The 22,969-nt window shown below is 71.5% G+C and carries 27 protein-coding genes; 4 read left to right on the top strand and 23 right to left on the bottom strand.

Annotated elements, in window-relative coordinates:
- Position 1: 1 nt before the first annotated feature.
- The 6 genes from LQ222_RS00650 to LQ222_RS00625 all read right to left on the bottom strand — a co-directional run bounded on the left by LQ222_RS00650 (position 2) and on the right by LQ222_RS00625 (position 4,483).
- The gene (locus tag LQ222_RS00650; RefSeq protein WP_230163841.1) at positions 2-355 is read right to left on the bottom strand and encodes a DUF6950 family protein; all 354 of its coding nucleotides are present in this window, start codon (positions 353-355) and stop codon (positions 2-4) included.
- The gene (locus LQ222_RS00645; protein ID WP_230163840.1) at positions 355-930 is read right to left on the bottom strand and encodes a hypothetical protein; all 576 of its coding nucleotides are present in this window, start codon (positions 928-930) and stop codon (positions 355-357) included. The genes LQ222_RS00650 and LQ222_RS00645 overlap by 1 nt, the downstream gene beginning before the upstream one ends.
- Complete coding sequence (locus LQ222_RS00640; RefSeq protein ID WP_230163839.1) at positions 930-1,616, bottom strand: hypothetical protein; 687 nt, start codon at positions 1,614-1,616, stop codon at positions 930-932. Before LQ222_RS00640 ends, LQ222_RS00645 begins: the two co-directional genes overlap by 1 nt.
- Before the next feature lie 5 nt (positions 1,617-1,621).
- A complete protein-coding gene (locus LQ222_RS00635; protein WP_230163838.1) occupies positions 1,622-3,790 on the bottom strand; it encodes a tape measure protein in 2,169 nt (722 codons plus the stop codon).
- Positions 3,783-3,941, bottom strand: coding sequence for a hypothetical protein (locus LQ222_RS00630; protein ID WP_230163837.1), 159 nt, complete (start codon positions 3,939-3,941; stop codon positions 3,783-3,785). Before LQ222_RS00630 ends, LQ222_RS00635 begins: the two co-directional genes overlap by 8 nt.
- A 164-nt stretch (positions 3,942-4,105) precedes the next feature.
- On the bottom strand, positions 4,106-4,483 hold the full coding sequence (locus tag LQ222_RS00625; protein ID WP_230163836.1) for a hypothetical protein: 378 nt from the start codon (positions 4,481-4,483) through the stop codon (positions 4,106-4,108).
- 613 nt (positions 4,484-5,096) lie between these two features.
- Between LQ222_RS00625 and LQ222_RS00620 the strand changes: the two genes are divergently transcribed.
- The 3 genes from LQ222_RS00620 to LQ222_RS00610 all read left to right on the top strand — a co-directional run bounded on the left by LQ222_RS00620 (position 5,097) and on the right by LQ222_RS00610 (position 6,633).
- Positions 5,097-5,279: a hypothetical protein gene (locus LQ222_RS00620; RefSeq protein ID WP_230163835.1), complete on the top strand. Its 183-nt coding sequence runs from the start codon at positions 5,097-5,099 to the stop codon at positions 5,277-5,279.
- A 50-nt stretch (positions 5,280-5,329) separates the two neighbouring features.
- Entirely contained in the window at positions 5,330-5,626 is a 297-nt protein-coding gene (locus LQ222_RS00615; RefSeq protein WP_230163834.1) for a hypothetical protein, read from the top strand.
- A gap of 228 nt (positions 5,627-5,854) precedes the next feature.
- Positions 5,855-6,633 (top strand): IS5 family transposase gene (locus tag LQ222_RS00610; RefSeq protein ID WP_230163833.1). Its coding sequence is split into 2 segments (ribosomal slippage): positions 5,855-6,185 and positions 6,185-6,633, totalling 780 coding nucleotides; the frame shifts between segments, so codons are not numbered across the junction.
- Positions 6,634-6,741: 108 nt separating this feature from the next.
- On the opposite strand, the gene LQ222_RS00605 is transcribed toward LQ222_RS00610, so the two are convergent.
- The 15 genes from LQ222_RS00605 to LQ222_RS00535 form a co-directional block, all read right to left on the bottom strand.
- A complete protein-coding gene (locus LQ222_RS00605; protein WP_230163832.1) occupies positions 6,742-7,698 on the bottom strand; it encodes a phage tail tube protein in 957 nt (318 codons plus the stop codon).
- Between the two features lie 21 nt (positions 7,699-7,719).
- A complete protein-coding gene (locus tag LQ222_RS00600; protein WP_230163831.1) occupies positions 7,720-8,148 on the bottom strand; it encodes a hypothetical protein in 429 nt (142 codons plus the stop codon).
- Positions 8,145-8,867: a DUF6441 family protein gene (locus LQ222_RS00595; RefSeq protein ID WP_230163830.1), complete on the bottom strand. Its 723-nt coding sequence runs from the start codon at positions 8,865-8,867 to the stop codon at positions 8,145-8,147. Before LQ222_RS00595 ends, LQ222_RS00600 begins: the two co-directional genes overlap by 4 nt.
- 3 nt (positions 8,868-8,870) lie before the next feature.
- Positions 8,871-9,179: a hypothetical protein gene (locus tag LQ222_RS00590; RefSeq protein WP_230163829.1), complete on the bottom strand. Its 309-nt coding sequence runs from the start codon at positions 9,177-9,179 to the stop codon at positions 8,871-8,873.
- A gap of 6 nt (positions 9,180-9,185) precedes the next feature.
- Positions 9,186-9,461, bottom strand: coding sequence for a hypothetical protein (locus tag LQ222_RS00585; protein WP_230163828.1), 276 nt, complete (start codon positions 9,459-9,461; stop codon positions 9,186-9,188).
- Entirely contained in the window at positions 9,458-10,114 is a 657-nt protein-coding gene (locus LQ222_RS00580; RefSeq protein WP_230163827.1) for a structural protein, read from the bottom strand. Before LQ222_RS00580 ends, LQ222_RS00585 begins: the two co-directional genes overlap by 4 nt.
- Positions 10,111-10,461, bottom strand: a complete 351-nt coding sequence (locus LQ222_RS00575; protein ID WP_230163825.1) for a DUF2190 family protein — start codon at positions 10,459-10,461, stop codon at positions 10,111-10,113. The genes LQ222_RS00580 and LQ222_RS00575 overlap by 4 nt, the downstream gene beginning before the upstream one ends.
- 73 nt (positions 10,462-10,534) lie before the next feature.
- On the bottom strand, positions 10,535-12,592 hold the full coding sequence (locus LQ222_RS00570; RefSeq protein WP_230163824.1) for a prohead protease/major capsid protein fusion protein: 2,058 nt from the start codon (positions 12,590-12,592) through the stop codon (positions 10,535-10,537).
- Between the two features lie 24 nt (positions 12,593-12,616).
- Positions 12,617-14,110, bottom strand: a complete 1,494-nt coding sequence (locus LQ222_RS00565) for a ubiquitin-activating E1 FCCH domain-containing protein (RefSeq protein WP_230163823.1) — start codon at positions 14,108-14,110, stop codon at positions 12,617-12,619.
- The gene (locus LQ222_RS00560) at positions 14,107-15,612 is read right to left on the bottom strand and encodes a phage portal protein (RefSeq protein WP_230163822.1); all 1,506 of its coding nucleotides are present in this window, start codon (positions 15,610-15,612) and stop codon (positions 14,107-14,109) included. The genes LQ222_RS00565 and LQ222_RS00560 overlap by 4 nt, the downstream gene beginning before the upstream one ends.
- Positions 15,612-15,848, bottom strand: a complete 237-nt coding sequence (locus LQ222_RS00555; protein ID WP_230163821.1) for a phage head-tail joining protein — start codon at positions 15,846-15,848, stop codon at positions 15,612-15,614. The genes LQ222_RS00560 and LQ222_RS00555 overlap by 1 nt, the downstream gene beginning before the upstream one ends.
- A 13-nt stretch (positions 15,849-15,861) precedes the next feature.
- Positions 15,862-17,760 (bottom strand): phage terminase large subunit family protein, encoded by a 1,899-nt coding sequence (locus tag LQ222_RS00550; protein WP_230163820.1) that lies wholly within the window; start codon positions 17,758-17,760, stop codon positions 15,862-15,864.
- A 25-nt stretch (positions 17,761-17,785) separates the two neighbouring features.
- Entirely contained in the window at positions 17,786-18,301 is a 516-nt protein-coding gene (locus LQ222_RS00545; protein WP_230163818.1) for a hypothetical protein, read from the bottom strand.
- A gap of 90 nt (positions 18,302-18,391) precedes the next feature.
- Positions 18,392-19,237, bottom strand: coding sequence for a DUF3489 domain-containing protein (locus LQ222_RS00540; RefSeq protein ID WP_230163817.1), 846 nt, complete (start codon positions 19,235-19,237; stop codon positions 18,392-18,394).
- A 109-nt stretch (positions 19,238-19,346) separates the two neighbouring features.
- Positions 19,347-19,583, bottom strand: a complete 237-nt coding sequence (locus tag LQ222_RS00535) for a hypothetical protein (protein WP_230163816.1) — start codon at positions 19,581-19,583, stop codon at positions 19,347-19,349.
- A gap of 177 nt (positions 19,584-19,760) precedes the next feature.
- Between LQ222_RS00535 and LQ222_RS00530 the strand changes: the two genes are divergently transcribed.
- Entirely contained in the window at positions 19,761-20,222 is a 462-nt protein-coding gene (locus tag LQ222_RS00530; RefSeq protein WP_230163815.1) for a GIY-YIG nuclease family protein, read from the top strand.
- Positions 20,223-20,259: 37 nt separating this feature from the next.
- Here LQ222_RS00530 and LQ222_RS00525 read toward each other — a convergent pair whose 3' ends face one another.
- Entirely contained in the window at positions 20,260-21,513 is a 1,254-nt protein-coding gene (locus tag LQ222_RS00525; RefSeq protein ID WP_230163814.1) for a site-specific DNA-methyltransferase, read from the bottom strand.
- Complete coding sequence (locus LQ222_RS00520) at positions 21,503-22,960, bottom strand: site-specific DNA-methyltransferase (RefSeq protein ID WP_230163813.1); 1,458 nt, start codon at positions 22,958-22,960, stop codon at positions 21,503-21,505. The genes LQ222_RS00525 and LQ222_RS00520 overlap by 11 nt, the downstream gene beginning before the upstream one ends.
- Positions 22,961-22,969: the final 9 nt, after the last annotated feature.

The raw sequence follows: 22,969 nt of genomic DNA, 5'->3' as shown, positions 1-22,969 counted from the left end.
GTCAGCCGATCCTCCAGGCGGTGGTGCAGAGGGTGATCGGCGCGCGCAGCAGGCCGCGCGGCCCGACAAAGGCGACGCGCCCGGCGTCGAGCACCACGCCGAGCCGGTCGGGATCAGGGGCGAGGACGATGTCGCCCATGCGGGCCCGCAGCGGCGCGACGCGGGGGAAGCCGGCGCTGTCCGCCGTGGCAATGAGGTCGGGCAGCATCCGGACGGCGGGCCGCTCGCCGGTCACCGCCTCGACGGCCGCCAGCGCGAAGCGCCCACAGTTCCAGCGATGCGCGTCGAACGGGCGCGCCTCCACCGCGGACAGCAGGGCTGGCAGCCGGGCATGCCAATCCCGAAGCCGGGCCATCAGGTGGCCGGCAGCCGGATCTCCGCCTCCTGCAGGGCGGGGACGTATTCGAAGAAGCGATCGCCGGGATACTCGGCCTGCTGGTCGGCGTCGGTGTACCGGCGGACCTCAGCGCGCTCGAGGTCAACGAGACGGCTCTCGCAGGTGAGCGCGACCCGCGGCTCGGCGCCGTCGGTCACTTCCATCGTGTCCATCAGCCCCGCCCAGAGCGGGAACGGGTCGGCGACGAAGGCGCCCTCGGCGTCGAGCAGCGCGCCCCAGAGCCGCGCCGGCCGCAGCCGGAAGCTCCGCTCGGCGAGCGCGATGTCCACCACCTCCTGCGGCACGGGCGACAGTGCCAGCGTCAGCCGCACGGCGCGTAGCTCCACCGTCTCCTCGACCTCACCGACGGCGCCGATTGAGCCGACGCCCTCGAACAGCTTCCCCGCCCAATTGAGCTGGCCGAGGCCCGTCCAGACGCGGAAGGGCCCGGAGGCGAAGTCGAGCTCGACCAGCACGACGGGGGCGGCGACCGGCGAGGTGGCGGAGGCGGCCGCGTGCGGCGACAGCCGCGGCGTGCCGTGGGCGTCCGACATCAGAGTGCTTCCTCGAGGCGGATGATGATCGCCGTAAAGCGCCCCGTCCGCGTCGGGTTGGCGGCCTCGTCGTCGGACACCAGGCGCATGGCGACGGTGGGCCTGGTCAGCACCAGCGGCTGGTTGATCAGCAGCGCGTCGCGCAGCGGTGGCGCAATCGGGATGGTGGCTGTGCCGGCGCCGGACGCCGTCACGGTCTCGGTGGCGATGTAGAGCCGACCCGCCAGGCCGATCAGGTCGCCGGCGCCGACCGCGACCCCGTTCGGCCACCAGCCCCCGGTCTGGATCGCCAGCGCCCCGCGTGGCGCGCCGGCGGCAAGCGCCGGGTTGCCCGAGCCCACCACGAAGCCCGTGCCGTCGGTGAAGATCGTCGCGTCGGAATAGGAGAAGGGACCGGTCGGCACGTCGGCCTGCACCCGCGGATCGCCGGTGCGGAACTCCCGCCGCCAGTCCCAGATGCGGACGGTGTTCACTGAGCCGGCCAGCGCGGCGAGCAGGCCTTCGAGGAGGCCCGCACGCACGCGGTCGAGCGGATCAAAGGTCGCCTGCGCCACCCAGCGCGCGCCCTCGCGCCGGAGCACCTGGGTGGCGCGGGTGACCGGCGAGACGAAGCGCGTGGTGTTGTGCTGCAGGTAGAAGGTCAGCCGCGAAGGCCGCAGCGCCTCAGGCCAAGCATACTCCACCATGGCGGCTATCCCCGGACCGTCTCGTAGGCGCTGCCGCCGCGGCGGATGGCGTCGAGCGTCATCGCCGAGGCCTGGCGCGCGATCTGCCCGGCGAGCAGCCGCAGCCGCGCCTCGACGCCGGCATCAGCCCCGCGGGCGTCGATGTTGATGGTCTGCTGGATGACCGGCCCGCCGGGCGCCATGCCGTTCGGCAGCACGGTGCCGCCGCGGTCTGGCACGAACCACTCCGGCCCACGCTCGCCGACGATGTAGGGCTGGCCGGCCGCCACCGGCCCGCCCTCGGCTCGAAAGAGCCCGCCGAGCCAGGAGCCGACGCCGTCGAACCAGCTTCCGGCACCAAGGCTGGTGAGACCGGCCGAGACGGCATTGCCGAGCGGCTCGGTGATGGTGCGGCGCGCGATGATGCGGGTGATGTCCTGCAGCAGCCCCTGCATGACCTTCGACAGCTTGTCGCCGCGCACGATCGCGTCCTCGAAGGCGGAGGAGAACGCGAAGCCCAACTCGCGCGCTGCCTCCCGCGTCCCCTCGGTGCTGCGCTGGAGGCGGCGCTCGGCCTCCTCCAGGTCCTCCAGCGCGCGCTGCGCCTCCCGCCCTATCGTCTCGTCCGGGATCGGCCGGTCGGCGCGTGCTGCTCGTTCAGCAAGATCACCGAGCCGCTCCAGCCGGCGCTGGTAGCGCTCGTAGGCGGTCTCGTTGTCCTGGATCAGCCGCTCGCGCTCGCGCAGCAGGTCGTTCAGCTGGCGCTCGGCATCGCGCGCCTCCCGCGCGCCCTCAGTGCTGGCGCGCCGGACCGCGGCGATGCGCGGCTCCAGCCGCCGCAGCGCCTCGTCGCGCTCCTGCAGCGCGAGCGTCTCGAGGCGGGTGCGCTCTGCGGCGGTGACGCCACCCGCCGCCTCCGCCTCGCGCAGCCGGCGGACGCGCTCCTCGTATTCGCGGTTGATCCGGAAGCGGTCGTCGAGGTCGCGGGTGAGCTCCTGGACATCCTGCGTGGCACGGCGCCGGCGCGCATCGGCCGCAGCCTGGCCGGCGCGCTCCTGCTCCTCGAGGCGGCGGTTGAGCGACTCGCGCTCGGCGGTGTCGATCTCGGCCAGCGTGGCGAAGTAGTCCCGCCGCAGCTCCTCCAGCCGCGCACGGCTGTCGACGCCGGCCTGCTGCTCCGCGGCGCCGACCAGGCCGGGGCGGATGCTGCCGCGGCGGACCGGGGCGCGCAGGCTGTCGCGGCCGTCGCTCTCGCTCTCCAGCCGGCCGATCTGCGCCGACAGCGCCTCGGCCTGGCGGCGCAGGCCAGCAAGGCGTTCCTCCTCGCTGCGCAGGCCGGCGCCCTGGCGGACGCTGTCCACCGCGCGGGCGGCGGCGGAGAGCGCCCGGGCCAGCGCGTTCGACAGGCCGATGGCGCGGTCGAGCTGGCCGAGGAAGTTCTCGGTCGCCGCGGTCAGCTGCCCGAAGGCGCGGCCGAGGGAGAGTGGCGCGCGATCGAGTTCCGCGCCGAGCCGTTCGGTGGCGCGTAGCAGCGCGGGGAAGACCCGCTCGGCGGTGAGCTTGCCCTCGGAGCCGAGCTTGCGGAGTTCGCCAATGGAGACGCCGAGTTCGCGGGCCAGGCCCTCGGCCAGCAGCGGCATGGCCTCGAGGATGGAGCGCAGCTCATCGCCCTGCAGCACGCCGGAGGCCAGCGCCTGGGCGAGCTGCAAGGTGGCCGAGGAGATCTCCTGCGTGGAGGCGCCGGAGACGATGGCGACGCGCTGCAGGCCGCCGACGAGGCGGACGACCTGGTCGGAGGTGGCGCCGATCTCGCGCGCAGCGATCGAGAAGCGCTGGAAGGCATCGACGCTCTCGGAGACAGCGACGCCGGTGGAGAGCGCGTTGCGGTACAGCGCCTCGTAGACCTGCCCAGCGCGCTCGACCGACCCGGTCGCGTTCTGCAGGCGCGACAGGCCCTGGGTGAGCGCGTCGCCGGCCTGGACGAGGGCGCGCGCGGCCACCGCGACGCCAGCGATCTGGATGCCGCGGGTGGCGACGTCGAGCAGTTCGAGGGAGCGGGAGGCGCGCTCGGCACCGCCCTTGATCTGGTCGAGGGAGCGCTGGCCGGTCTCGCCGACCTCGCGCAGCCCGGCCTTAACCCGGGCGGCGTCGTCCAGCGACAGGCGGACGGAGACGCGGCGGGTAGCATCAGCCATTCGGCTTTCCTTCCCCCTCGCTACGGGCGGCGCTGCCCTCGGCCATGCCGATGCGGATGGCGAGCAGCAGCTCGGCGGCAGCCCAGCCGGACGCACCGAGATCGCGCGCCGCGGCGAGCGCGCCGGCGGTATCGAGAGTCAGGCCGGCCATGGTGACCTCCGCGCATGCGGTGCCGGCGGCCCAGCAGGCGTGGCCCTCAAGGCTGGTTGGTGCCTGCGCGGCGTAGGGGCACGCATCGGCGCAGTCGCGGCCGAGAGCGGCGCAGCCGCGGCAGTATTCGGGCCCGCGGCCGAAGTGCCAGGCGGCGCGGGCGCTTAGCCGTTTCCCTCGGTGGCCACCGCGGCGACGGGCGCGGTGGCGCGATCCCAGAACGCCGCGGCGATGTCGTCGAGATCCATCAGGCGCTCCACCGCCTCGGGCGAGAGCGGCAGCGGCTTGCCGGCGGCGTCGCCGACCCCCTCCCAGGCGGTCACCGAGTGCCGCGCCAGTGCCTTGACCAGGAACGCGAAGGACAGGCCGCGCGACATGTCGGGGTCGAGGTCCGGATCGGCGATCCGGATGGCGGCGAGGCGGCGGGCCGCGGCGGCCTGGGCTGCGGCCATGACGGCGGTCGTCACGGGCCGGATCTCGACGCGGACGCCGCGTGGGAGGTCGAGCCAGTACGGCTCGGCCGGGAGGTCGAGGGTGAGCATGAGCTTCTCCGTTCAGGGATTCGCACGGTCCGCCAGGCCAATCGAGGAGTATGGGGCGCGCAGGGCGGTGCCCAGCGCCGGCAGCAAATCTGCTGCGAGAGCCGTCGCCTCGACCCTGGCGGTTCAGAGGGTGCCTCCGGACCGGTGCTGGTCCGGTGAGGGATGCCGACCTCGGCCCATGCTCGGGTCGGCAATTTGAGATTGATGTCAGACCCGGGGTAGTTTATATACCCCCCAGGGTCTATTTGGGCGCGATGACTGTATGGCTGCGAAACGTAAACGAAAACTGCACGTCAGGTGGGACACGACGGCTAAGCGGTGGCTCGACCGGAATCGGATGCCAAACGGCACGGCGCTGGTGCTGGAGCGCGAGAGAGACGGCCGCCGGGTCCGCGGAGACACCATCATCCACAGGCATCCGCTCCCCCCGGCGTCAGCTGACGGCGACCGCCTCTCGGGAGCGCTAGATGCCCTCGAGGCGGTCCTAATCACGGACATTGCAGCGCGCCAGCAGCGCTTGAGGCTCTACAGGCCTGACGGTGGCCATGCGCCGGGGAACACTCTCATCGGCACGCTTCGCCAGCTGCCCGGGCTTCCTAGTGACCAGGATGAGATGGAAGCCGAGTACTTTGAGATCGAGGTGGACCACCTTGCCACCGGTATCCGCGAGCAGCTCGATTTGGCCGAGGACATGTCGAGCTCCCCCGCGGTCGCGCTTCGCGCATCCGTCCGTGCTCTGCTCCGCAGCTTCACCGGCGAGCAGATAGCCGCGGCACTCAAGCAAGAGACGCGCTGACGCCACGGCGTTCGTCGGCCATCCCAATCCGTTCATGTCAGGAGAGCAGCATGCCAAACGGGGTGTACTTCCTCACCTACGACTGCCCACGTGGAGCAGATTACCGTCGCCCGCGGCGCGAACTTGGCAAAGTGGCACACGTCGGCCGCGAGACGCCGAAGACCACCCTGCGCCTCGACCGGCGGCCAGGCGCCACATTCGCCGACATCAAGGCAGCCGCGGCGCGGAGCCTGGACCCACGGAAAGGAAGGATGATGCTGTTCTCGACCAAGACCGGCCGAATCTACACGCTCGATAATCGAGGCAATCAGCCCGGCATCTGGGTTCGACGCGACAGCGACGACTGAGGATGGGTCGAGTTGGTGCCGCACGCCGGTCACCTAGGTTGCACAATTCGCTGCACCTCGCCGGCTGTGGACCGCTGCGGCGGCGACCGAGGGCGAAGTCCAAAATTCAAAGAGCGTCACGCCGCTTGAACTATGCCGCTTTGCTAGGCTGCGTGGACAAACCGCACGAGGGGGATTCCCCCGACGCGGTTTGATGTGATTCGAAGCTGGTCTTCCCGTGGGAGACCGGTGGTGATCCGAGACCTTCTGACCGACGAGGAGTGGGCGTTCTTTGCGCCCTTCGTGATCGAGAGCGGTGCCCGGGGCGGGCGTCCGGCCGCGGACCACCGGCGTGTGCTGGACGCGATCTTCTGGATCACGCGGACCGGCGCGCCCTGGCGTGATTTGCCTGACGCGCTGGGCAACTGGAATTCGGTGCACCGGCAGTTCCGTCGCTGGACCGCGAGCGGGCTGTGGGACGTGATGCTCAACGCATTGAGCGAGGGCAGCGGCGATGCGGCGCTGCAGATGATCGACAGCACCATTGTCCGGGCGCACCACTGCGCCGCCGGCGCAAGGGGGGGACTCAAAACCAGGCTCTTGGCCGCTCGCGCGGCGGCTTCTCGACCAAGATCCACCTTCGAACCAACGCTGAGGGTCTTCCGGTCGCTGTCCTGCTGACCCCAGGCGAAGCCCACGACAGCACCGTCTATTCCGACCTGATGGCCGCGCACGACCGCGATCCCGAGGTGCTGCTCGCCGACCGCGGCTACGACAGCGATGCGATCCGCGACGACGTGCGCAGCCGCGGCGGCACGCCCGAGATCCCCACCAAAAAGAACCGACGTGTGCAGCATTCCGTCAACCGAGCTCTCTACGCGCTGCGCAACCGCATCGAGCGCTTCATCAACCGCCTGAAGAACAGCCGACGCGTCGCCACACGATACGACCACACCGCCAACAGCTTTGTCGGCTTCATCTTGCTGGCCGCAATCAGGCACTGGATCAGGTTTGTCCACGCGGCCTAGTGCCGTTCGGCAGGGGACGTGTTCTGCCGAACAGAACGTGGGTCTACGGTCGGTGGCGCTCTGCAGCCGCAGTCCGCCCCATGCAGGCGACAGGGCCAAGTACAGGCCTCACGCGTACTCCGTCCCCGCCTGCTGGTTCTTCAGCACCGCGGTCATCATGCGCGTCGCCGTGGCGTTGAACGCGGCACGGAACTCGAAGCTGGCCTCGACGCCCGCCGGCCCCTCAATCGGCGTCTTGGCGAGCGCCAGATAGACTTCGTGCAGCGTGAAGGTGAGGCTGCGGTTGGCGTCGATGGTGAACGCGAAGGCGAACTCCGCCGCGGTGCCGTTCTGCGCCTGTGTCAGCAGCGTGGTGTCCGCGAAGCGCGCGGTGATCTGGCCGGTGGCGCGTGCGATGCCGGGATCCGCGCCCTCGATCTTGCGGTCGGCGCGGATGGTGCGCACCGCCTCGACGCTGTTCGAGTAGGCGAGCCGCGCGCCAGTCACCTGCGCGAGCGCCGAGCCGGCGCGAGAGATGGAGCCCTGCGCCTTGTTGAAGGCGGTGTAGGCCGCCGAGACCGGCGTGCCGCCTGAGGACGAGCCGGAGCGCGTCGAGCCCTGGGCGATCAGCTTGATGGTGGCCGTCGCCGGCCCCGTCGGCGAGAAGTCGATCTCCAGCGCGTCGGCTCGGACGCCGGCGCAGACGTCGTAGCTCGGCACGTCGGGGTAGCCGATCTCGATCGCCTGCGAGGGCAGCGTCGCCGCGCCGGAGCCGAAGGTGTGCGTGAAGTTGGGGTTGGTGCCGGTCGTGGTCGGCGCGCCGAGCAGCAGCCGCAGCCAATGGCCGACGTTGATCAGGTCCACCGGCACGACGACATCGCCCTCGACGGTGACCGTGTCGAAGAACGGCGCGGCGGGATCGCGATTGCCGCCGAGGCCAATGACGTCCGCATCCAGCAGCGGCTGCTCGGCGCCGAGGTTGCAGGAGAGGAATGGCACGCGCCGCCAGTTGCCACCGGGGGCGGTGCCATAAGTGACCTCGGGGATCATGAGCAGGCGCGAGTTCGCGCCGATGGCACGGGGCATGGGGCGTCTCCGGGAGCGGGGTCAGGCCAGCGGCGAGCCGGCGACGGTGAAGGACAGCGTGACGGGGACGGAAGCAGCGCGCGCCACGGCGGCGCCTTCGGCCTCGGCATCGGCAAAGGAGGGCGCGCCGGGCTGCGCCCACTCGACCGCGCCGCCGAGGGTGCGGTCGCCGGCGACCGCGGTCGCAATGTCGACCAGCAGCGCGTCGAGCAGCGCGCCCGTGGTCGCGACGACCTCGACCTCGGCGCGGTGCTCGACCGCCCAGGCGAGTGGCGAGAGGATCGGGATCTCCTCCACCGTCTCGCCGTCACGCACCACGACGAGGCCGCCGGGCGGCAGCCGCTGCGGGGCGGTCTCATTGCGGAGGACCTTCGGGGCGGGGTTCCGCGCGGCCAGGGTGGCGCCCAGGCGGGCGTGCAGGGCGGCCAGGGCGGTCTCGCGTACACTCACCCGGACCTCCCGGCTTCGGCTTCCCAGGCCGCCACGAACCGCCGCGGTAGGCGCCGCAGGGCGCGCAGGGAGGCGCCGCGGACGTCCAGGCGCTTGGCGAGCTTCACCTGCGGCAGGAGGAGAAACATCGGCACCATTCCCTGTTCGAGCAGGCCGCGCGCCCAGGCCTCGCGGCCCTTGCGGTTGGCGGTGCCGACCTCGGCGACGCCGCCGGCGATCAGGCGGGTGCGCCGACGCCTGCCCGTTGCCGCGCCCTGGCGCAGCGGCAGGCACCAGACGAAGCCGCGCCCCGACTTGAACGGCCGCAGGAAGGCCTGACCGGACGCGACCATCTGCGCTGGCGTGACCCGCATGCCCTTCCCACCGCGGCCACGCCGACCGCGCGCGGCGTTGAATCCCGTCGGAATGGCGAGGAACTTGCCGCCGCCCTTGGCCCGGATCAGCGCCCCGCGCTCGAAGGCGTCGATGACGTTCGGCACCTTGGTGAAGACCAGCCCGGCAGGCCGCAGCGACTGACCCGTCCGCGGGAAGATCATCGATCGCCAGGCATTGGCGATGCCGCGCGCCTTGCCGCCGAACGAGCCCGTGACCTGGCCGCGGAGCTCAGTCTTCAGCGCATCCGTCTCGGCTCGGACGGCGCGGGAGGCCGCGCGCTCGCCGGCGCGGACCTCCTCGGCGAGCGCCTTGCGGAGGTCGCCGACGATGGCGGTGAGCCGCACGCCCTACCGCCGGCAGAGCACGCGCCAGGCGACCCCGGCGGCATCCCGCTCCGCGCTGTCCACTGTCAGCAGGTCCGGACCGACGGTGAAGGTGTCGCCCGGCTCGATCGCCGCCAGCAGGGCGATGCTGACGGTCAGCACATCGGTCGCGCGCAGCATCGGCGTGTCGAAGGCGTCCACCACCCGATCGGGGCTGGAGCGCAGGATGCGGAGGGGCACGGGCGCGCCGGCGCCCGCCGCCCTGTAGGTCGCGTCCACTCCCAGGTTCGGGTCAGCGGCGAGCACCGCCAGCGCATCGTCGAACACGCCCATGGCGGGTCAGCCGAGCCCGAGCCAGGAGGCGAGCTTCGCGCCGACCGCCGCGCCAACGATGCCTCCGGCCGCCGCCGCACCCGTGGCCGGGATCGCGGGCGACGTGCCCGGCATCGGGCCCGCCGCCAGTGACAGCCGCGCCGTGAGGCCGGCCATCGCCTTGACCAGCTCGGTCACCGTGCGGGTCAGTTCCCGCATGTCCTTGTCGCCCTCCGCCAGGCGCCGCTCGATCTCGGTCAGGCGGGTGACGATGGTGCCGAGTTCGCGGTCGTGGTCCGTCATCGCGCGACCTCCCGCTGCCGCTGCAGCCGCTGGTGGATGGTCCAGGCCGCGACGCCGATCACCGCGATGGCGACGCCCCAGGGGCCAAGCGCCCGCAGGACTGACGCCAGGCCCTCGGCATGCGGCGCGAGCGTGGTGACGGCATCGACCACCGCCGCCGCCGTGACGCCGGCGACCACCGAGCCCGCGGCGGCGCGGACCGTCCCGCTGTGGGCAAGGCCGGGTTGCACCAGCCCCGCCATGCGCAGGCCCTCGGCGATCACCTCCGGCGCATAGGGCTGGCCCCCGAGCTCATGGCGGATGATCGCCTCGACCAGCCCGCGCATCGTCGCGGCGTCGTGCAGGTCGATGACCTCATCCAGCCCGACGGCAAGGCGCTTGGCCACGACGTCCTGGTAGGCGCGGGTGTTGTTCTCCGTGCTCGGCGCCCAACGCGCGACGATGCCGCGCACCGTGCGCAGGCCGTGCCGGTCCTGGTAGCTCTGCAGCAGCAGCGCCAGCGCGCGGATGCCGTGCTGATGCGAGTGGAACCGGCAGAAGCGCCCATCCGAGGGCGGATCGGCCAGGCCGAGCCACTTGTTGGTGGCGACGTGCTCGATGTTCCCGGGATTGCGGTTGCGGTAGCCCCGCGCGGCCTTGGGATCGCCGCTCATGCGCCGGCCGCCGGGATGCGGGCGAGCATGACGCGCACGATGGTGTCGGCGGCGAGGGCGGCGACGGTGACGACGCCGACCTGGAAGTTGCCCGCTGCGGTGGTGGTCAGGCGACGGTTGATATTGTCCCAGAAGACCCGCGTGCCGGCCGCCATGGCCTGGGTCGGATCCTTGGCGAGTTCGAACTCGCCGCGGGTCTCGCATTCGACCGTGGCGTTCTGTGCGGCGTCGGCCGCGGCCACGCCGAAGAAGGCGCCGACCAGCATGCCCTGGCCGGAGAGGATGCCGCCGGCATAGGGCACGACCATGGGGACGGAGCGGGCGTCGGGACGGATACAGTTGCGCATGGAGAGGTCTCCTGAAACGCCGAAGGCGCCCGTGGGGGCGCCTTCGACGAAGCTGCTGTGGTGGTGGGAGGGATCAGGTGCCCGGGTTGAACCAGGCGCCGCGCCAGTCGATGGCGCCGACGCCGAAGTCGAAGATCACGCTGACCTCGACGCCGTCGGCGCCCTGGACCGGGCCGGTGCTGACCTGCGGTCCCTCCGCCCCGTTCAGGTAGCCATAGACATAGACCGGCGCCGAGAGCGGGTCGGAGAAGAGGTACCAGCGGTTCGCGCCGATCAGCGGCTCGACGAGCGGCTGCACGAAGCCCGCGAAGACATTCGCGTTGCTGGTCTGCGTCGCAGCGACGCTGACCGTCAGCTGCCGCGCGGCGAGTTCCTGGTTCGGGCCGACCAGCAGGCGCATCGTGCTGCCGATGGAGATGGGCAGCCCGTCGAGCGTCCGCTGGCGCATGATGGCGGCGCGGCCCGTGGCGAGGCCGCCGAGATCCAGCGCCGAGCCCGCCCCCGCCTTGTTGGCGCGCGCCGCGCCGGTGCCGAAGACCGTGGCATTGCCGGTGGTGAGCGTCGGGCCATCGCCATTGCCGCTGTTCAGCAGCTGGTAGGCGGTGGCGTTCTCGAACTCGGCGACGCGCCGGCCGATCGCCGCGGCGAAGTCGGTGAAGGCGCCGAGGTCGTCATTGACCAGCATCGGTCGCGTGACGCGGATACGCCGCGCGAAGGTCTGCAGGACGACGATCTCCTGGCTCTCGGACATGGTGCCGACCTGGATCTCGCCGTTCTCCAGCAGCGGCAGCAGCGTCGGGAAGTCGCCGATGCGCAGGTGGCGATGCGGCTTGAAGTCCCGGAAATCACGGCGGAGGAAGATCTGCCGGTAGGTCGGCTGCGCCGGCTGGTAGGCGGCGAGCAGCATCTTGTTGGCCGCGGCCGAGAGCAGCAGGGGGAAGTCGGAGGTGGTGTGGAAGGCGCGCTCGGCGAGCAGGGTCGGGTTGCGCGGTGGGTTGCGATCACCGCGGCGGGCGAGAAGCTCGCGCAGCATGTCGGAGGGGCGCCAGCCCATGAACTCGGCGTGGCGGCCGTCGCCGCGCGGCTGGTAGCCGGGCATGGAACGCGCGGCGAGCGCCTCGGCCATGGCGTCGAGGATCTGCGACGGGTCCTCGTTGGATGGGCCGGTGTCGGGACGCGCCGGCAGGGACGGGCGCGCAGCGCCGCTGGTGAAGGCGTCCCACAGCCGACCGCGGAGCACCTCGGGCGATACGCGGTCACGGATGGCGGCCTCGCGCATGGTGTCGAGCATGTCGGCGCTCACCAGACCGCGGGCGGCGGCCAGCACCGGCTCATAGCCGGCGATGCGCTCGACGGCGGCGCGTTCCGCCTCGGCGCGGATGGCCTCGAGGTCAGACGCCGGCGGCATGGCGCGCGTGAGCTCGGGCGGCGCGGCGCGCGTGGGCTCGGGCGGCGCCAGTGCGGGATCCGGCGAAGCCGGCGTCGTCTCGGGCATGGGTGGTTCCTCGGTCAGGGCGGGTTCGATGGCGGTGGCGGGGGTGCCCTGCGGCTCCTCGCCACGGATCACGGCCAGGCCGTCGACGGGGACGGGCACGATCGAGATCTCGTAGGGCTCCCAATCCACGGCGCGGTGGATGGTCTGGCCGGTGGCGGCGTCGGGCCGGGGCTCGTAGCGATGCACGCGATAGCCGACGCTCACCGATTGCAGCGTGCCGTCGGCGACGCGCTGCCAGATCGGCTCGACGTCGTCGGCGCCGCTGAATTGCAGCGTGGCGTAGCCACGGCCGGCCTCGATGCGCGCCGCGGTGACGCGGCCGAGGACATCGCGGGTGCCGGCGCGGCGGTGCGTGTCCAGCACCGGGGCGCGGCCGGACCGGAGCGCATCCATGCGCACCGCCTCCGGCCGCATGTCGAGCTCCTCGATGATGGGACCGAGCGGGGGCACGAAGTTGCGCGCGCGGGCGCCGGTGGACCACACCACCTCGACGGTGCGCGCGGCACGGTCGACGGTGACGGGCGCGGCCAGCGCGCGGCAGGCCACGATCGACTGCCCAACGGTGGGCAGTCGATCGGGCAATGGCGTGGCCTCCGGTGCAGGGGAGCCCCCGCCCGGTTCGATCGGCTCGGTCATGGATGTGCTCCTGGCGCGGCGCCGTTACGGCGCGGCGAAGCCCTGCGCGTTGACGTAGACCTGCGCGCCGGTGGTGATGCAGGCGACGTTCATCGCTGTGGCGGCGGTGCCGCGCAGCGGCGTCGGGAAGGTGATCTCCACCGGGGCCGCCATCGCCGCGGGCAGGAGCTGCCGCCAGATCACCGTCGCCCCGTCCTTGATCACCACCTCCGTCGCCACCGTCGCATGCGCGTTGCGGATGTCGATCGAGGTCACGTAGTTCCGGATGCCGGCGGCCGCCGCGGCCCGGAGCACCACGTCGGTGGTGTTGACGATCCCGCCGGCGGCGGCCGCGTACTGCCAGTCGGCTTCGGGGATCGCGTAGGGCTTGGTGACCAGCGCGCCGATCAACGTCGCCAGCAGATCCACACCGCGCGCCGTCGTGACGGCGGTCGGGTTGGCCGAATAGCCGGTGGCCGCCAGCACCGGCAGCGCGCCGGAGGTGTTGCGCGCCTGGCCGCCTACCGGCGTGACGGACGGCGCGATGGTGCTGAGCACGTTCACGCCCAGCCCCTGGCCGGCGACGGACTGGCCGCGGCCGGCGGTGATCTCAGTGGTGAGCTCGGCGTAGTCCGCGATGGTGACGAACTGGATCTTGATGTCGGTGTTCGAGGCGGGTGCGAGATTGCGCGAGACCGAGGCCCAGCCGGTGTTCAGATAGGCGCCCGAGAAGGTCGAGCCGACCAGATCGAAGCTGTTCGCGTCGATCACCGTGATCGTGAACGTCCCATTCGCGCCGGGCACGCCCGAGACGTCGGCGACGGTCACCGTGTCATTCGTGGCAAAGCCATGCGCCGCGCGAGTGATGCGCACCGCCCCACCGCCATTGTTCGCCACCGCCGAGATGCCGTTGATCACCTGCCGGTTCCGCACCCGGATCCGGAAGCGATACAGCGCATTCGGCTCCGGGATCTGCTGGTGGCGAACATAGGAGTTCGACCGCGCCGCGGTGGTGTCGATCTGCCGGCCGTGGAACCAGCACTCGTCGTTGGTCGGCTCGATCTCCAGCACCGACCAGCCGGTGGGAACGGTCGTCGGGATCGGCGAGCCCGAGGAACTCGCCAGCCGCGGCGCGCCCTCGCTCTGCACCTCGTAATTGGCCAGCGTCGCGCTGGTGCCGTCGAGCCGCCAGGCGGCGGCGCTGCGGCCGTCGGGCTGGGCGGAGGTTGGATCGACCGAGACCAGCTCGAGCCAGACCGACTGGCCGGCGATGCGCTGGCTGAGGTTCACCGCCACCATGACGCGTAGCGGGATGGTGAAGGCGATGCGGCTGGTGAGCACCAACTCGTCGTCGAGGGTCGTGCCGGTCGAGATGGTGACGGTGCCGTCGGCGACCGCGAGCGCCATGCCGCTGCCACTGGCCGCGACGTCCCAACGGGCCGGGTTGATCTCGGTCCCGTTGAAGCTATCGCGGAACTTCTTCTGCATGCTCTTGATCTTGAGCATGTCGTCCGTCCAGTCGTAGGCGGCGGCGATCATGGGGTTGCTCCTGGATTGGGGGCAGCGCCCGCATCGGCGGGCGCATCAGCGCGCGGGCTGGCGGCGCCGGTGGCCGCGATTTCGATGGCGGCGAGCTGCGCCGCGTCCTGGGCCGCGCCCGACTTCGCAACGCGGCGCGGATCGCTGTCGAGCGACAGCCCCGCCTCATCCAGCAGGGCATTGGCCTCGCGAATCATCTCGACGACCTGGCGGAAGTCGTAGCCGAAGGCGCCCACCGCCTCGGGCTGCGGCACGAAGCCGGCGCGCACCTGCGCGATCAGCGCGGTGGTGTCCTTCAGCGGGTCGATCATCTCGTGCGCCGGCGGGACGTGGGAGAGGCCGTCCGGGACCTCCGCGCCCCACAGTCCGAGCAGCGCGCCCTGGGCGTGAAAGCGATCGGCGACGGGGCGCACCAGCATCGGGATCAGCATGCCGTACTGGACCTGTTCGCAGAGACGGCGGAACTCGATCTTGCCGGCCCGCAGCGACGAGTAGTTCGCCTGGATGAGGTCGCCCGCCACCTGGTCGTAGGTCAGGCCGGTGCCAACGGCGGAGGCTTCGAGCGCCCGGCGCGCGAAGGCAGCGTGGCTGCCACCGCCGCTCGGATTCACCACCTCCACGCTGCCCATGCCGCGGCGATACAGGATCATCCCCGGCTCGAAGCTCTCCACCGTGCGGCCCTGCGCATCGCGGAGCAGGCCCGACGCCGGGCCGGTCATGGCATCGTCGCCGTCGTCGGAGACCACCGCGGCGAGGCAGGCCTCGATCTTGGCTTTCATCAGCAGCGCAGCCTCGTAATCGCCGAGGTCGCGCAGGCGGGTGAGCACCGGTGCGAGCCAGGAGACGTCGCGCAGCTGGCCGGGCCGGCGCTTGCGGTAGATGTGCAGCACGTCGCGCGCCGGCACGCGCTGGCTGCCCAACCAGGTCGCACCACCGGGCAGCACCCAGGAGGCGCCGGGATGCACGCGATGCAGCCAGTAGCCGACCGGCTCACCGGCCTCGCCGAGCCCGATGCCCTGCAGGGTGGGGACGCCCTCAATGACGCCCTGCCGCGCCGTGTCGAGGTGATCGCTTTCCAGCACCTGCAGGCGCAGACCGATCGGATTGGCCGGGGTGATGTCGGCCGGTAGGAGGCGGACGAAGCACTCGCCGCTCTCGACCACGGCGCGCATGACCAGGGCCTGCAGGCCATAAAGATCGAGCCGGCCCTCGGCGTCGCAGGCGGTGCTGTCGGACCAGCGGCGCCAGGCCTCGGCGTGCGCCTTGTCCGGCCAGCGGGTGGTGATGCCCGCGCCGACGGCGTTGCCGGTCCAGAGGTCGACGATGCGGGCGGCGTAGGGGTCGTTGCGGACCGCGTCGCGGGCCCGGCGCGCCACGGTGGGGGCCGCGGCGCCGACCTCGGCCGTGGCGCTGCCGCCCGAGGCCGCCCAGGAGGAGGCGCGGCTGTCCTGGGCGGCGGCATAGCCACGCAGCGCCTGCCAAGCATCGCGGAGGCGCCCCATCACCTGCTGCCCTCGCGAGAGAAGCTGGCGAAGGTCACGCTGGGCCGGCGTGCCGCGGTGTTCTCGGCAGCATGCAGGACCGAGAGCGCGCGGCCGAGCTCGTCCAGGGAGCGGTATTCCACGGTGCGCCCGTCGAAGGTCACGCGCGTGGTGCCGCCGGTGTAGGCGGCGGCCAGGACTGCGGCGCGCGTGCCAGCGGGCTGGGCGAGCGCCCAGGCGAGGACGGTCGGGTCCATGCGCGTCCTCCTGTCAGCGAAGCCAACCCGAGCGCGGCGCGAGCCAGCCGCGCGGTCGATGGGTGTCTGGTGCCGCCTGCACGGGCGCCGCCGGAGCGACATTCCCGGCAGCGGGAACCTCGCTCAGCCGAAGCGGCGCATCCGCCGCCTCATCCCGCAGCCGCGCCCAGAACTGCTCGCCATACCGATCCGCGCCGAGCAGCCAGAGCGCGGCGCGCGCCAGCACCGCGCAGTCCAGCGCCTCGTTCCGCTCGCGCAGCTTCGCCCATTCCTGCCGGGCGAAGCCGCGCCGATCCTTCGTGGTGCGCAGCTGCTCGGCGACCAGCTGCTTGACCCATTCGACGTCGATCGCGCGCGGCAGATGCACCCAGCCGGGTGGCAGCTCCTCCGCGTCGCCGCGGCCCAGCCACAGCCGGCGATAGAGGTCGGCCTTCCAGGTTGAGACCGAGACCGTCCAGAGCTTCAGGCCGCGGCGGAGCTTCTGGCCGTTGACCAGCGCATCCACCGGCGTTGGGCCCTGGACGGGCTGCGCCCGGTTCCAACCGTCGATGCCTTTGGTCGGCGCGATGCGCGGATCCCGCAGGCGGCGGAGATGGCCATAGACGGCGGCGGTGTCGCGGCCGCCCGTGTCGACGCAGAGCCGGGCGATCCGCATCGCACCACCACCCTGGCGGGGCCAGTCGCGCGCCAGCACGCGAGCAAGCTCGTCCCAAGGCTCGCGATCCCGCGGGCTGCCCGGAATCACCACGTGATCGACGAGCCAGGACGAGAACCCCTCCGCCCAGCCCCAGACGTCGCATTCCAGGCGATCGTCCTGGACATCCACGCCGGCCGTCAGCACCAGCGCACCGGTGGGCACGACGCCCATGGCGAAATCCTCGCGCCGCTCGATGAGCCGTTCCCAATCCGGCGCCTCTCCCTGCTCCTGCCAGGTCTCGCCGAGGACCGTGTTCTTGAAGGTCTTGATGTCCTCGGGCTTGCCCTGCGCCGCCTCCCAATCGCGGGCAATCTGCGCCCAGGAGAGCCAGCCCACCGGCGAGTACAGCGCCGAGATGTGGAAGCCGATGGTGTGCGGATCCTGGCCCTCGGCGGTCGCGCGCCATTCCCCGCCGCCGAGCATGGCGGTCTTGTCGTGCTCCTGCATCGGGTGATCGCAGGCGGTGCAGTGGTACCGCGCCGTCTCGGGCGCGCCCTTCTCCCAGATCAGTCGCTCAAAGCGCAGCCACTGCATCTCGCCGCACGCCGTGCACGGCACGAAGAACCGCCGCTGGTCGGAGGCGAGGTACTCCCGCTCGATCCGGCTGCGGCCGGCGATCGTCGGCGTGCTGACCAGGAAGGCCTTGCGGCGCCAGCCGAAGGTCCGCGCCCGGGCCTCGGCGAGCGCAATGGGATCACCCTCTCCGGCGACGTCACCTGGATAGGCGTCCACCTCGTCGAGAAAGAGGAACCGCGCCGTCATCGAGCGTAGCCCGACCGCGCTGTTCGCGCCCGTCAGAACCAGGATGCCGCCGGGGAATTCCTTCGACAGCATCGTGTTGCCGCTGTCGCGGGCCCGCGCCGGGGCAACCCGCTCCCGTAGCGCCGGCGTCTCCTCCAGCAGCGGGTCGATGCGCTGGCGCGAGAAGCGCTTGGCGAGCTCCACGGTCGGCTGCACCGCCAGCGCAGGCGCCGGCACGTGGTGCATGATGTAGCCGAGCCAGTTATTGCCGCTTTCCGTGGCGCCGACCTGCGCGCCCTTCATGAACACGACGCGCCGGGCGGGATGCACCGCGGACAGCGCGTCCATCACGTCGCGCAGGTACGGGGTCCGGCTTGTCCTCCATGGCCCGGGCTCGGCCGAGGCGCGGCTGCCGAGCATCCGATGACGCTCGGCCCATTCCGACACGGTGAGCTGCGGCGGCGGGCGGAGCATGGCGCCGAGCCGCCGACGCACATGCTCACGGCTGCGGAGCCCGGTCCCCTCCGAGGCCTGCTGGATCGAAGCGATCGGCCGCCTCCGTCAGCAGGTCGTTGATGTGGCTCTGCAGGATGGTCTGCAGCAGGTGCGGGTCGACGCCGAGCTCGGCGGCGATCAGACCGGAGACGCGGGCGGGCCAGTTCAGCAGCGCGTCGCGCATCGTGCTGCCGATCTCATCGAGCGCGGCATTGGCCTCGGTGACGTCGAGCAGGCGGCGCTTGGTCTCGTCCAGCGAGAGGCGCTGCGCCTCCACCTTCAGGGCGAGCTGCGCGACCTTCAGCCGGGCGAAAGGTGTGCCCTCCGCGCCGGCACCACTGGCCAGCGGCGAGCGGACGGGATCAGCGGTCTCGGTCAGGCGGCGGCGGGTCTTGTCGATGTCCCACTGGCCATCCGGCTCGCGGGCGATGCGGCCCGCGCGTTCGGCCTTGTGAATGGCGGTGTCGCTGACGCCAAGGCGGCGAGCGGCCTCGCGCGTGGAGGCGGTCAATTCCGGCATGGCGGCGACCTCCCGCCGCACGTGATGGTCATCACGAGCAAGGGCCCGCTACCGTCCGGCGGCGGGCCCTCGACGTGTTCGGCGCCGTGGTCAGGCCGGCAGGTGGTAGACCGAGTAGGACCCGCGGGCGCCCTCCTTGTTCGGGCCGACCTGGCGCACCCGCTCCAGCACCTGCACCTCGATGCCCTGGCGCTTCTTCAAGCCCGCAAAGAAGCCGCGGACCGTGTGCTGCTGCCACCCCGTCGCCTCGCAGATCTGCGCGATGGTGGCACCCTCCTCGCGGCGGAGCATCGTCAGGACCGTCTCCTGCTTCGTCCCCTCGCGCGGCTTGCGCGGGGCGCCGGGCTCGCGTGCGACGCGGGCGGGCTTGCCGGCGAGCGCGGCGCGGAGGGCCTCGATGGCGCGGCTGATCGGGTTGTCGGTCGCGTCCTGCGCCGGGCTGGCGTCCCAGGCGGTCAGAACCGCCGCGGCGGCGTCGCGCAGGCTGGCGCGCGGGGCGGGTGTGGGCGCCGTGCGCGCATCCTCGGGCGCGAGGCTGAGGTCCATGCCCGCATCGAGCGCGGCCTGCGCGAGTTCCTGCTCCTCCTCGAATTCGGCGGGGGTCAGACCGCCGAGTTCGCGGTCCGGCAGATGCGCCGTGGCCGTGCCAGCGGGCTCGCCGGCCGCCGCGTCCCCCTCATTCGGGTCGATGCCGATGGCGCGCAGCCCCTCGTCGGTGATGCGCGCCACGATCCAGGTGCCGTCCTCGTCCTGCCGCCAGCCGAGCCCGACATGCTCCCGCGGCGCATTGATCTCGGTGAGCAGGTTGTTCTTGATCAGGCTGCGGAACACCGCGTTGCGGGCCGCGGCCGGCAGGGTCTTCGGCGCGCGGGCGAGGCCCATCTCGTGCTGTGCGGCGGCGCTCAGGATCACGCGCTGGGTGTCGGAAAGCTTCATCGTCGGGGTCTCCGGTTCGGCACCCGACCAGCCGGGTGCTACCACCCCGAGCCCCGCAGGCTGACCTGTCGGGGCGATGGCGGCGCCGCGTGGCGGCAGGCGCGACGCGCTACTCGGCGAATTCGCCGCGCTTGAAGTAGCAATCCGTCACGCTCGCCAGCCGGCTGTTCCAGTGTTCCAGCGTCGCGGCCTTGCCCCAGAGGACGTCCTCGGGATCCGCGCCGAAGTGGTCCGCGCTCATCTGCTGCAGCTCGGCGACCATCGCGTCGAAGCGGGCCTTCTGCTGGAGGAAGGCTTCGAGGCTCTTCTGCTGGTTGCGGGTGGCGCGGGCTTCGCGGTCGGTCATGCTGGTCTCCGTCGTGTGGTGCAGGGCATCGCCTGCGTGTGACGGACCATTCGCGCTGTGCCGCGCACGAGCCAAGCACGATGGATCGGCGTTCGATTGCTATGTTCCGGCGGTCTGGATCACATCATGATCGGAACAGGATCAGGCATCGGACCGCTCTGGAGGAGCCGCTCAACGATGACAGGCGTGGAATGGGTGCAGGCCGGTCCAGTCACGATTTGTGAGAAGGGCAAGCCCCGCTTCCCGAAAGTGCCCAAGAGCCCGGGGCTCTATCGGATCAGACTGGCGGATGGCCGCCTTTACATCGGGCAAGCGAAGGATCTTCGTCGTCGCCTCGGTGATTATCGCCACCCTACGAAGGGCAATGAAGGCGAGCATGTGATCCAGCACGAGATCAAGGCTGCGAAGGGTGGCAGCGTCGACATCTTCGTCGGCGAGAGCGTCGCAGATCCGAAGCCCCGAATAGCCCTTGAACGGGCCGAGATCGCAGCGGCCATCGCCCGCGGCGAGCCGCTCTTGAACGACGATGCCCCCGCTTCGGCAGACCGCTTGCGGTCAAAAATCCGACATCATGAGCGGCAGATCGAAATGCTTCGAGCCTCGCTGGCGAAGATTGAAGAGCAAGCAGTTGGTTCGTGACGGCTGCTGTTGTGCACGCGTGACCATGAGCTCGCGCTCACCGTTGCGGGATTCCCAGGACATCGCGCGCGGCTGCGATGTCCGCGAAGGTACGATCCTCGCCGTCGAGCACGGCCGTCCCGCCGGTCGCTTCCTGCCAGCGCCGCACGATCACATCGGCATAGGTGGGATCGATCTCCAGTAGCACGGCGCGCCGCCCCGTGCGCTCCGCCGCGATCATCGTCGTGCCCGAGCCGCCGAAGCAGTCCAGCACCGTATCGCGCGGCTTGCTGCTGTTGCGGATGGCCCGCTCCACCAGCGCCACCGGCTTCATGGTGGGATGCAGGTCGTTCCGCGCCGGCTTGTCGAAGTGCCAGACATTCCCCTGGTCGCGCGCGCCGCACCAGTAGTGCTGCGCGCCCGCCTTCCAGCCATAGAGCATCGCCTCGAACTGCTGGTGGTAGTCCGCGCGGCCGAGCGCGAAGGTGTTCTTTGCCCAGATGATGGTGCTGGACCATTTGCCGCCCGCCTCCTGCCAGACACGATGCAGCGTCGGCCATTCGGAGGAGGACATGCAGACGTAGCAGGCGCCCTTCGTCACCGAGAGCAGGTTGGCCAGCGCGGGGCGCAGGAACTCCGGAAAGCCGCCGCCGAGCGCGTCATTGGCGATGGTCATCTTGGCCGCCGTGCCGCCCTCGTAAGCCACATTGTAGGGCGGATCGACGAAGCCCATGTCAGCCAGGTGGCCAGCGCCGAGCGCACGCTGCACGTCCTCGATCCGGGTGGCATCGCCACATAGCAACCGATGCTCGCCGCAGCGCCAGAGATCGCCGGTGCGCGTGACGGGCACCACTGGCGGCGGCGGCGCCTCGTCGGCGTCATCGCCGAGGCCGGCATCCGCCGCGGCCAGCAGCCGGTCCAGCTCCATGCCCGAGAAGCCGAGCACGTCCAGGTCGACCACCGCCTCGTCGCGGATGCGCGCGATCTCCGCCGCGAGCAGCGCCTCATTCCAGCCGGAGTTGAGCGCGATCTGGTTGTCGGCCAGGCGTAGCGCACGCGCCTGCGCGGAAGTGAGATGGCCGAGCCGCAGCACCGGCACGGAGGCGAGCCCAAGCTGCTTCGCCGCCATGATGCGACCGTGGCCGGCAATGAGCACGCCCTCGGCGTCGACCAGCACCGGGTTCACGAAGCCGAACTCGGCGATGGAGGCGGCGATCTGCGCCACCTGCGCCGCCGAATGCGTGCGCGCGTTCTCGGTATAGGGGACCAGCGCCACGACCGGCAGGGTGGAGACCACGAGATCAGGCTGCATTGGCGGTGACCTCCGTGCGCGCTGCGGCAACGGCATCGTAATCGCGCCCGTCATCCGCCAGCGTCGCGGGCAGGTCGGGCTGCAGCATGCGCCACCGTGCCACCGCCAGATCGACATAGGCTGGCGCCAGCTCGATCGCGCGGACAGCGCGTCCGGTCCGCTGGCCGGCGAGAATGGTGGTGCCGCTGCCGCCGAAGGGCTCGAACACCACCTCGCCATCGTCTGTGTAGGTCCGCATCAGGAACTCCGGCAGCACCACCGGGAACACCGCGGGGTGCTCCGTCTCGATGCCGCGGCCTTTGTGGCGGGTCAGGCGCAGGACGTTGTCCGGGATCCGGAAGTCCTGCACCGGCAGCCCGGCGTGCTGATACTCCGAGATGGTGCCATCGGCGGCGCGCAGCCCGCTGCCCTTGTTCGGCGAGCCGGCCCATTTGCAGGGCACGATCTTGTTCGCCTGGCGCGACTGGCGATTGAAGTGGAACAGGAACTCGAAGGCGGGTGCGAGGCGGCCGTTCCAGTCGCCGGGCAGGCCGGGACCCTGGTCCCAGGTGTAGAGGCCGAAGCGGCGCCAGCCGCGGGCGCGCATCCAGTCGAGCCACCCCGACCAATAGGGCTGCCATTCGTTGTCGCGATGGATCAGCCCGAGGTTGACCAGCACCTGGCCATCGGGCCGCATCGCGGCGTCGAGATGCTGGAACACGCCCTGCATCAGGGCATCCCAATCGGTGCCGCCGCCGGTGGTGTAGTCGCGCTGATTGCCGTAGGGCGGCGAGGTGAACAGCAGCGCGGCGCGATCATCGCCCATCACGCGCGCCACGGTGGCGGCGTCGGTGCTGTCGCCGCAGAGCAGGCGATGCTCGCCCAGCAGCCAGATATCGCCAGGGCGGGTGACCGCCTGGCGCGGTGGAACCGGATCGGCATCGGCGGGATCCTCCGCCGGCGCGTCCTCCGCCTCCGCCGCGTCCTGGGCGCCGACGGGCTGGTCCGCATCCTGGGGCGGGTCGCCATCGATGACGGCCTCGTCTGCCGCAGCCAGGATCGCGGTCAGCTCATCCGCCGAGAAGCCCAGCGCGCCGAGGTCGATGTCCGGCACCGCCTGCACCGCGGCGAGCGCGTCACGCAGCAGCGCCTGGTCCCAGGTCGCGTTCTCCGCGATGCGATTGTCGGCGAGGCGGAGCGCCTCCTTCTGCGCCGCGGACAGGTGCCGCAGCACGATCACCGGCACCTTGGCCATGCCGAGCGCCGTCGCGGCCTCGAGCCGGCCGTGACCGGCGATCAGCACGCCGGCCTCATCCACCAGCAGCGGATTGGTGAAGCCGAAGGCCAGCATGCTGGCCTTGATCTGCTCGATCTGCGCGGCACCGTGCACGCGCGCGTTGCCGGGATGCGCGCGCAGCTCCGCCACCGGGCGCAGCACAATCTTCGCTGCCATCCAGGGAAGCGTCATCGGGCCATC

The sequence above is a fragment of the Roseomonas sp. CECT 9278 genome (assembly GCF_918698155.1).
Lineage (GTDB): Bacteria > Pseudomonadota > Alphaproteobacteria > Acetobacterales > Acetobacteraceae > Neoroseomonas.
Note: the sequence above shows the minus strand (reverse complement) of the source record. Positions and strands in the feature narration are given on the sequence as shown.

Excerpts from the sequence above, each read along its gene's own strand:
- LQ222_RS00520 (WP_230163813.1), bottom strand. The coding sequence starts at position 22,960 with ATGACGCTTCCCTGGATGGCAGCGAAGATTGTGCTGCGCCCGGTGGCG.
- LQ222_RS00525 (WP_230163814.1), bottom strand. The coding sequence starts at position 21,513 with ATGCAGCCTGATCTCGTGGTCTCCACCCTGCCGGTCGTGGCGCTGGTC.
- LQ222_RS00580 (WP_230163827.1), bottom strand. The coding sequence starts at position 10,114 with ATGAGCGGCGATCCCAAGGCCGCGCGGGGCTACCGCAACCGCAATCCC.
- LQ222_RS00530 (WP_230163815.1), top strand. The coding sequence starts at position 19,761 with ATGACAGGCGTGGAATGGGTGCAGGCCGGTCCAGTCACGATTTGTGAG.
- LQ222_RS00555 (WP_230163821.1), bottom strand. The coding sequence starts at position 15,848 with ATGGACCCGACCGTCCTCGCCTGGGCGCTCGCCCAGCCCGCTGGCACG.
- LQ222_RS00550 (WP_230163820.1), bottom strand. The coding sequence starts at position 17,760 with ATGCTCCGCCCGCCGCCGCAGCTCACCGTGTCGGAATGGGCCGAGCGT.
- LQ222_RS00540 (WP_230163817.1), bottom strand. The coding sequence starts at position 19,237 with ATGAAGCTTTCCGACACCCAGCGCGTGATCCTGAGCGCCGCCGCACAG.
- LQ222_RS00625 (WP_230163836.1), bottom strand. The coding sequence starts at position 4,483 with ATGCTCACCCTCGACCTCCCGGCCGAGCCGTACTGGCTCGACCTCCCA.
- LQ222_RS00620 (WP_230163835.1), top strand. The coding sequence starts at position 5,097 with ATGGAAGCCGAGTACTTTGAGATCGAGGTGGACCACCTTGCCACCGGT.
- LQ222_RS00605 (WP_230163832.1), bottom strand. The coding sequence starts at position 7,698 with ATGCCCCGTGCCATCGGCGCGAACTCGCGCCTGCTCATGATCCCCGAG.
- LQ222_RS00645 (WP_230163840.1), bottom strand. The coding sequence starts at position 930 with ATGTCGGACGCCCACGGCACGCCGCGGCTGTCGCCGCACGCGGCCGCC.
- LQ222_RS00615 (WP_230163834.1), top strand. The coding sequence starts at position 5,330 with ATGCCAAACGGGGTGTACTTCCTCACCTACGACTGCCCACGTGGAGCA.
- LQ222_RS00585 (WP_230163828.1), bottom strand. The coding sequence starts at position 9,461 with ATGACGGACCACGACCGCGAACTCGGCACCATCGTCACCCGCCTGACC.
- LQ222_RS00640 (WP_230163839.1), bottom strand. The coding sequence starts at position 1,616 with ATGGTGGAGTATGCTTGGCCTGAGGCGCTGCGGCCTTCGCGGCTGACC.
- LQ222_RS00635 (WP_230163838.1), bottom strand. The coding sequence starts at position 3,790 with ATGGCTGATGCTACCCGCCGCGTCTCCGTCCGCCTGTCGCTGGACGAC.
- LQ222_RS00570 (WP_230163824.1), bottom strand. The coding sequence starts at position 12,592 with ATGACCGAGCCGATCGAACCGGGCGGGGGCTCCCCTGCACCGGAGGCC.
- LQ222_RS00560 (WP_230163822.1), bottom strand. The coding sequence starts at position 15,612 with ATGGGGCGCCTCCGCGATGCTTGGCAGGCGCTGCGTGGCTATGCCGCC.
- LQ222_RS00565 (WP_230163823.1), bottom strand. The coding sequence starts at position 14,110 with ATGATCGCCGCCGCCTACGACTGGACGGACGACATGCTCAAGATCAAG.
- LQ222_RS00590 (WP_230163829.1), bottom strand. The coding sequence starts at position 9,179 with ATGGGCGTGTTCGACGATGCGCTGGCGGTGCTCGCCGCTGACCCGAAC.
- LQ222_RS00630 (WP_230163837.1), bottom strand. The coding sequence starts at position 3,941 with ATGGCCGGCCTGACTCTCGATACCGCCGGCGCGCTCGCCGCGGCGCGC.
- LQ222_RS00650 (WP_230163841.1), bottom strand. The coding sequence starts at position 355 with ATGGCCCGGCTTCGGGATTGGCATGCCCGGCTGCCAGCCCTGCTGTCC.
- LQ222_RS00535 (WP_230163816.1), bottom strand. The coding sequence starts at position 19,583 with ATGACCGACCGCGAAGCCCGCGCCACCCGCAACCAGCAGAAGAGCCTC.
- LQ222_RS00575 (WP_230163825.1), bottom strand. The coding sequence starts at position 10,461 with ATGCGCAACTGTATCCGTCCCGACGCCCGCTCCGTCCCCATGGTCGTG.
- LQ222_RS00545 (WP_230163818.1), bottom strand. The coding sequence starts at position 18,301 with ATGCCGGAATTGACCGCCTCCACGCGCGAGGCCGCTCGCCGCCTTGGC.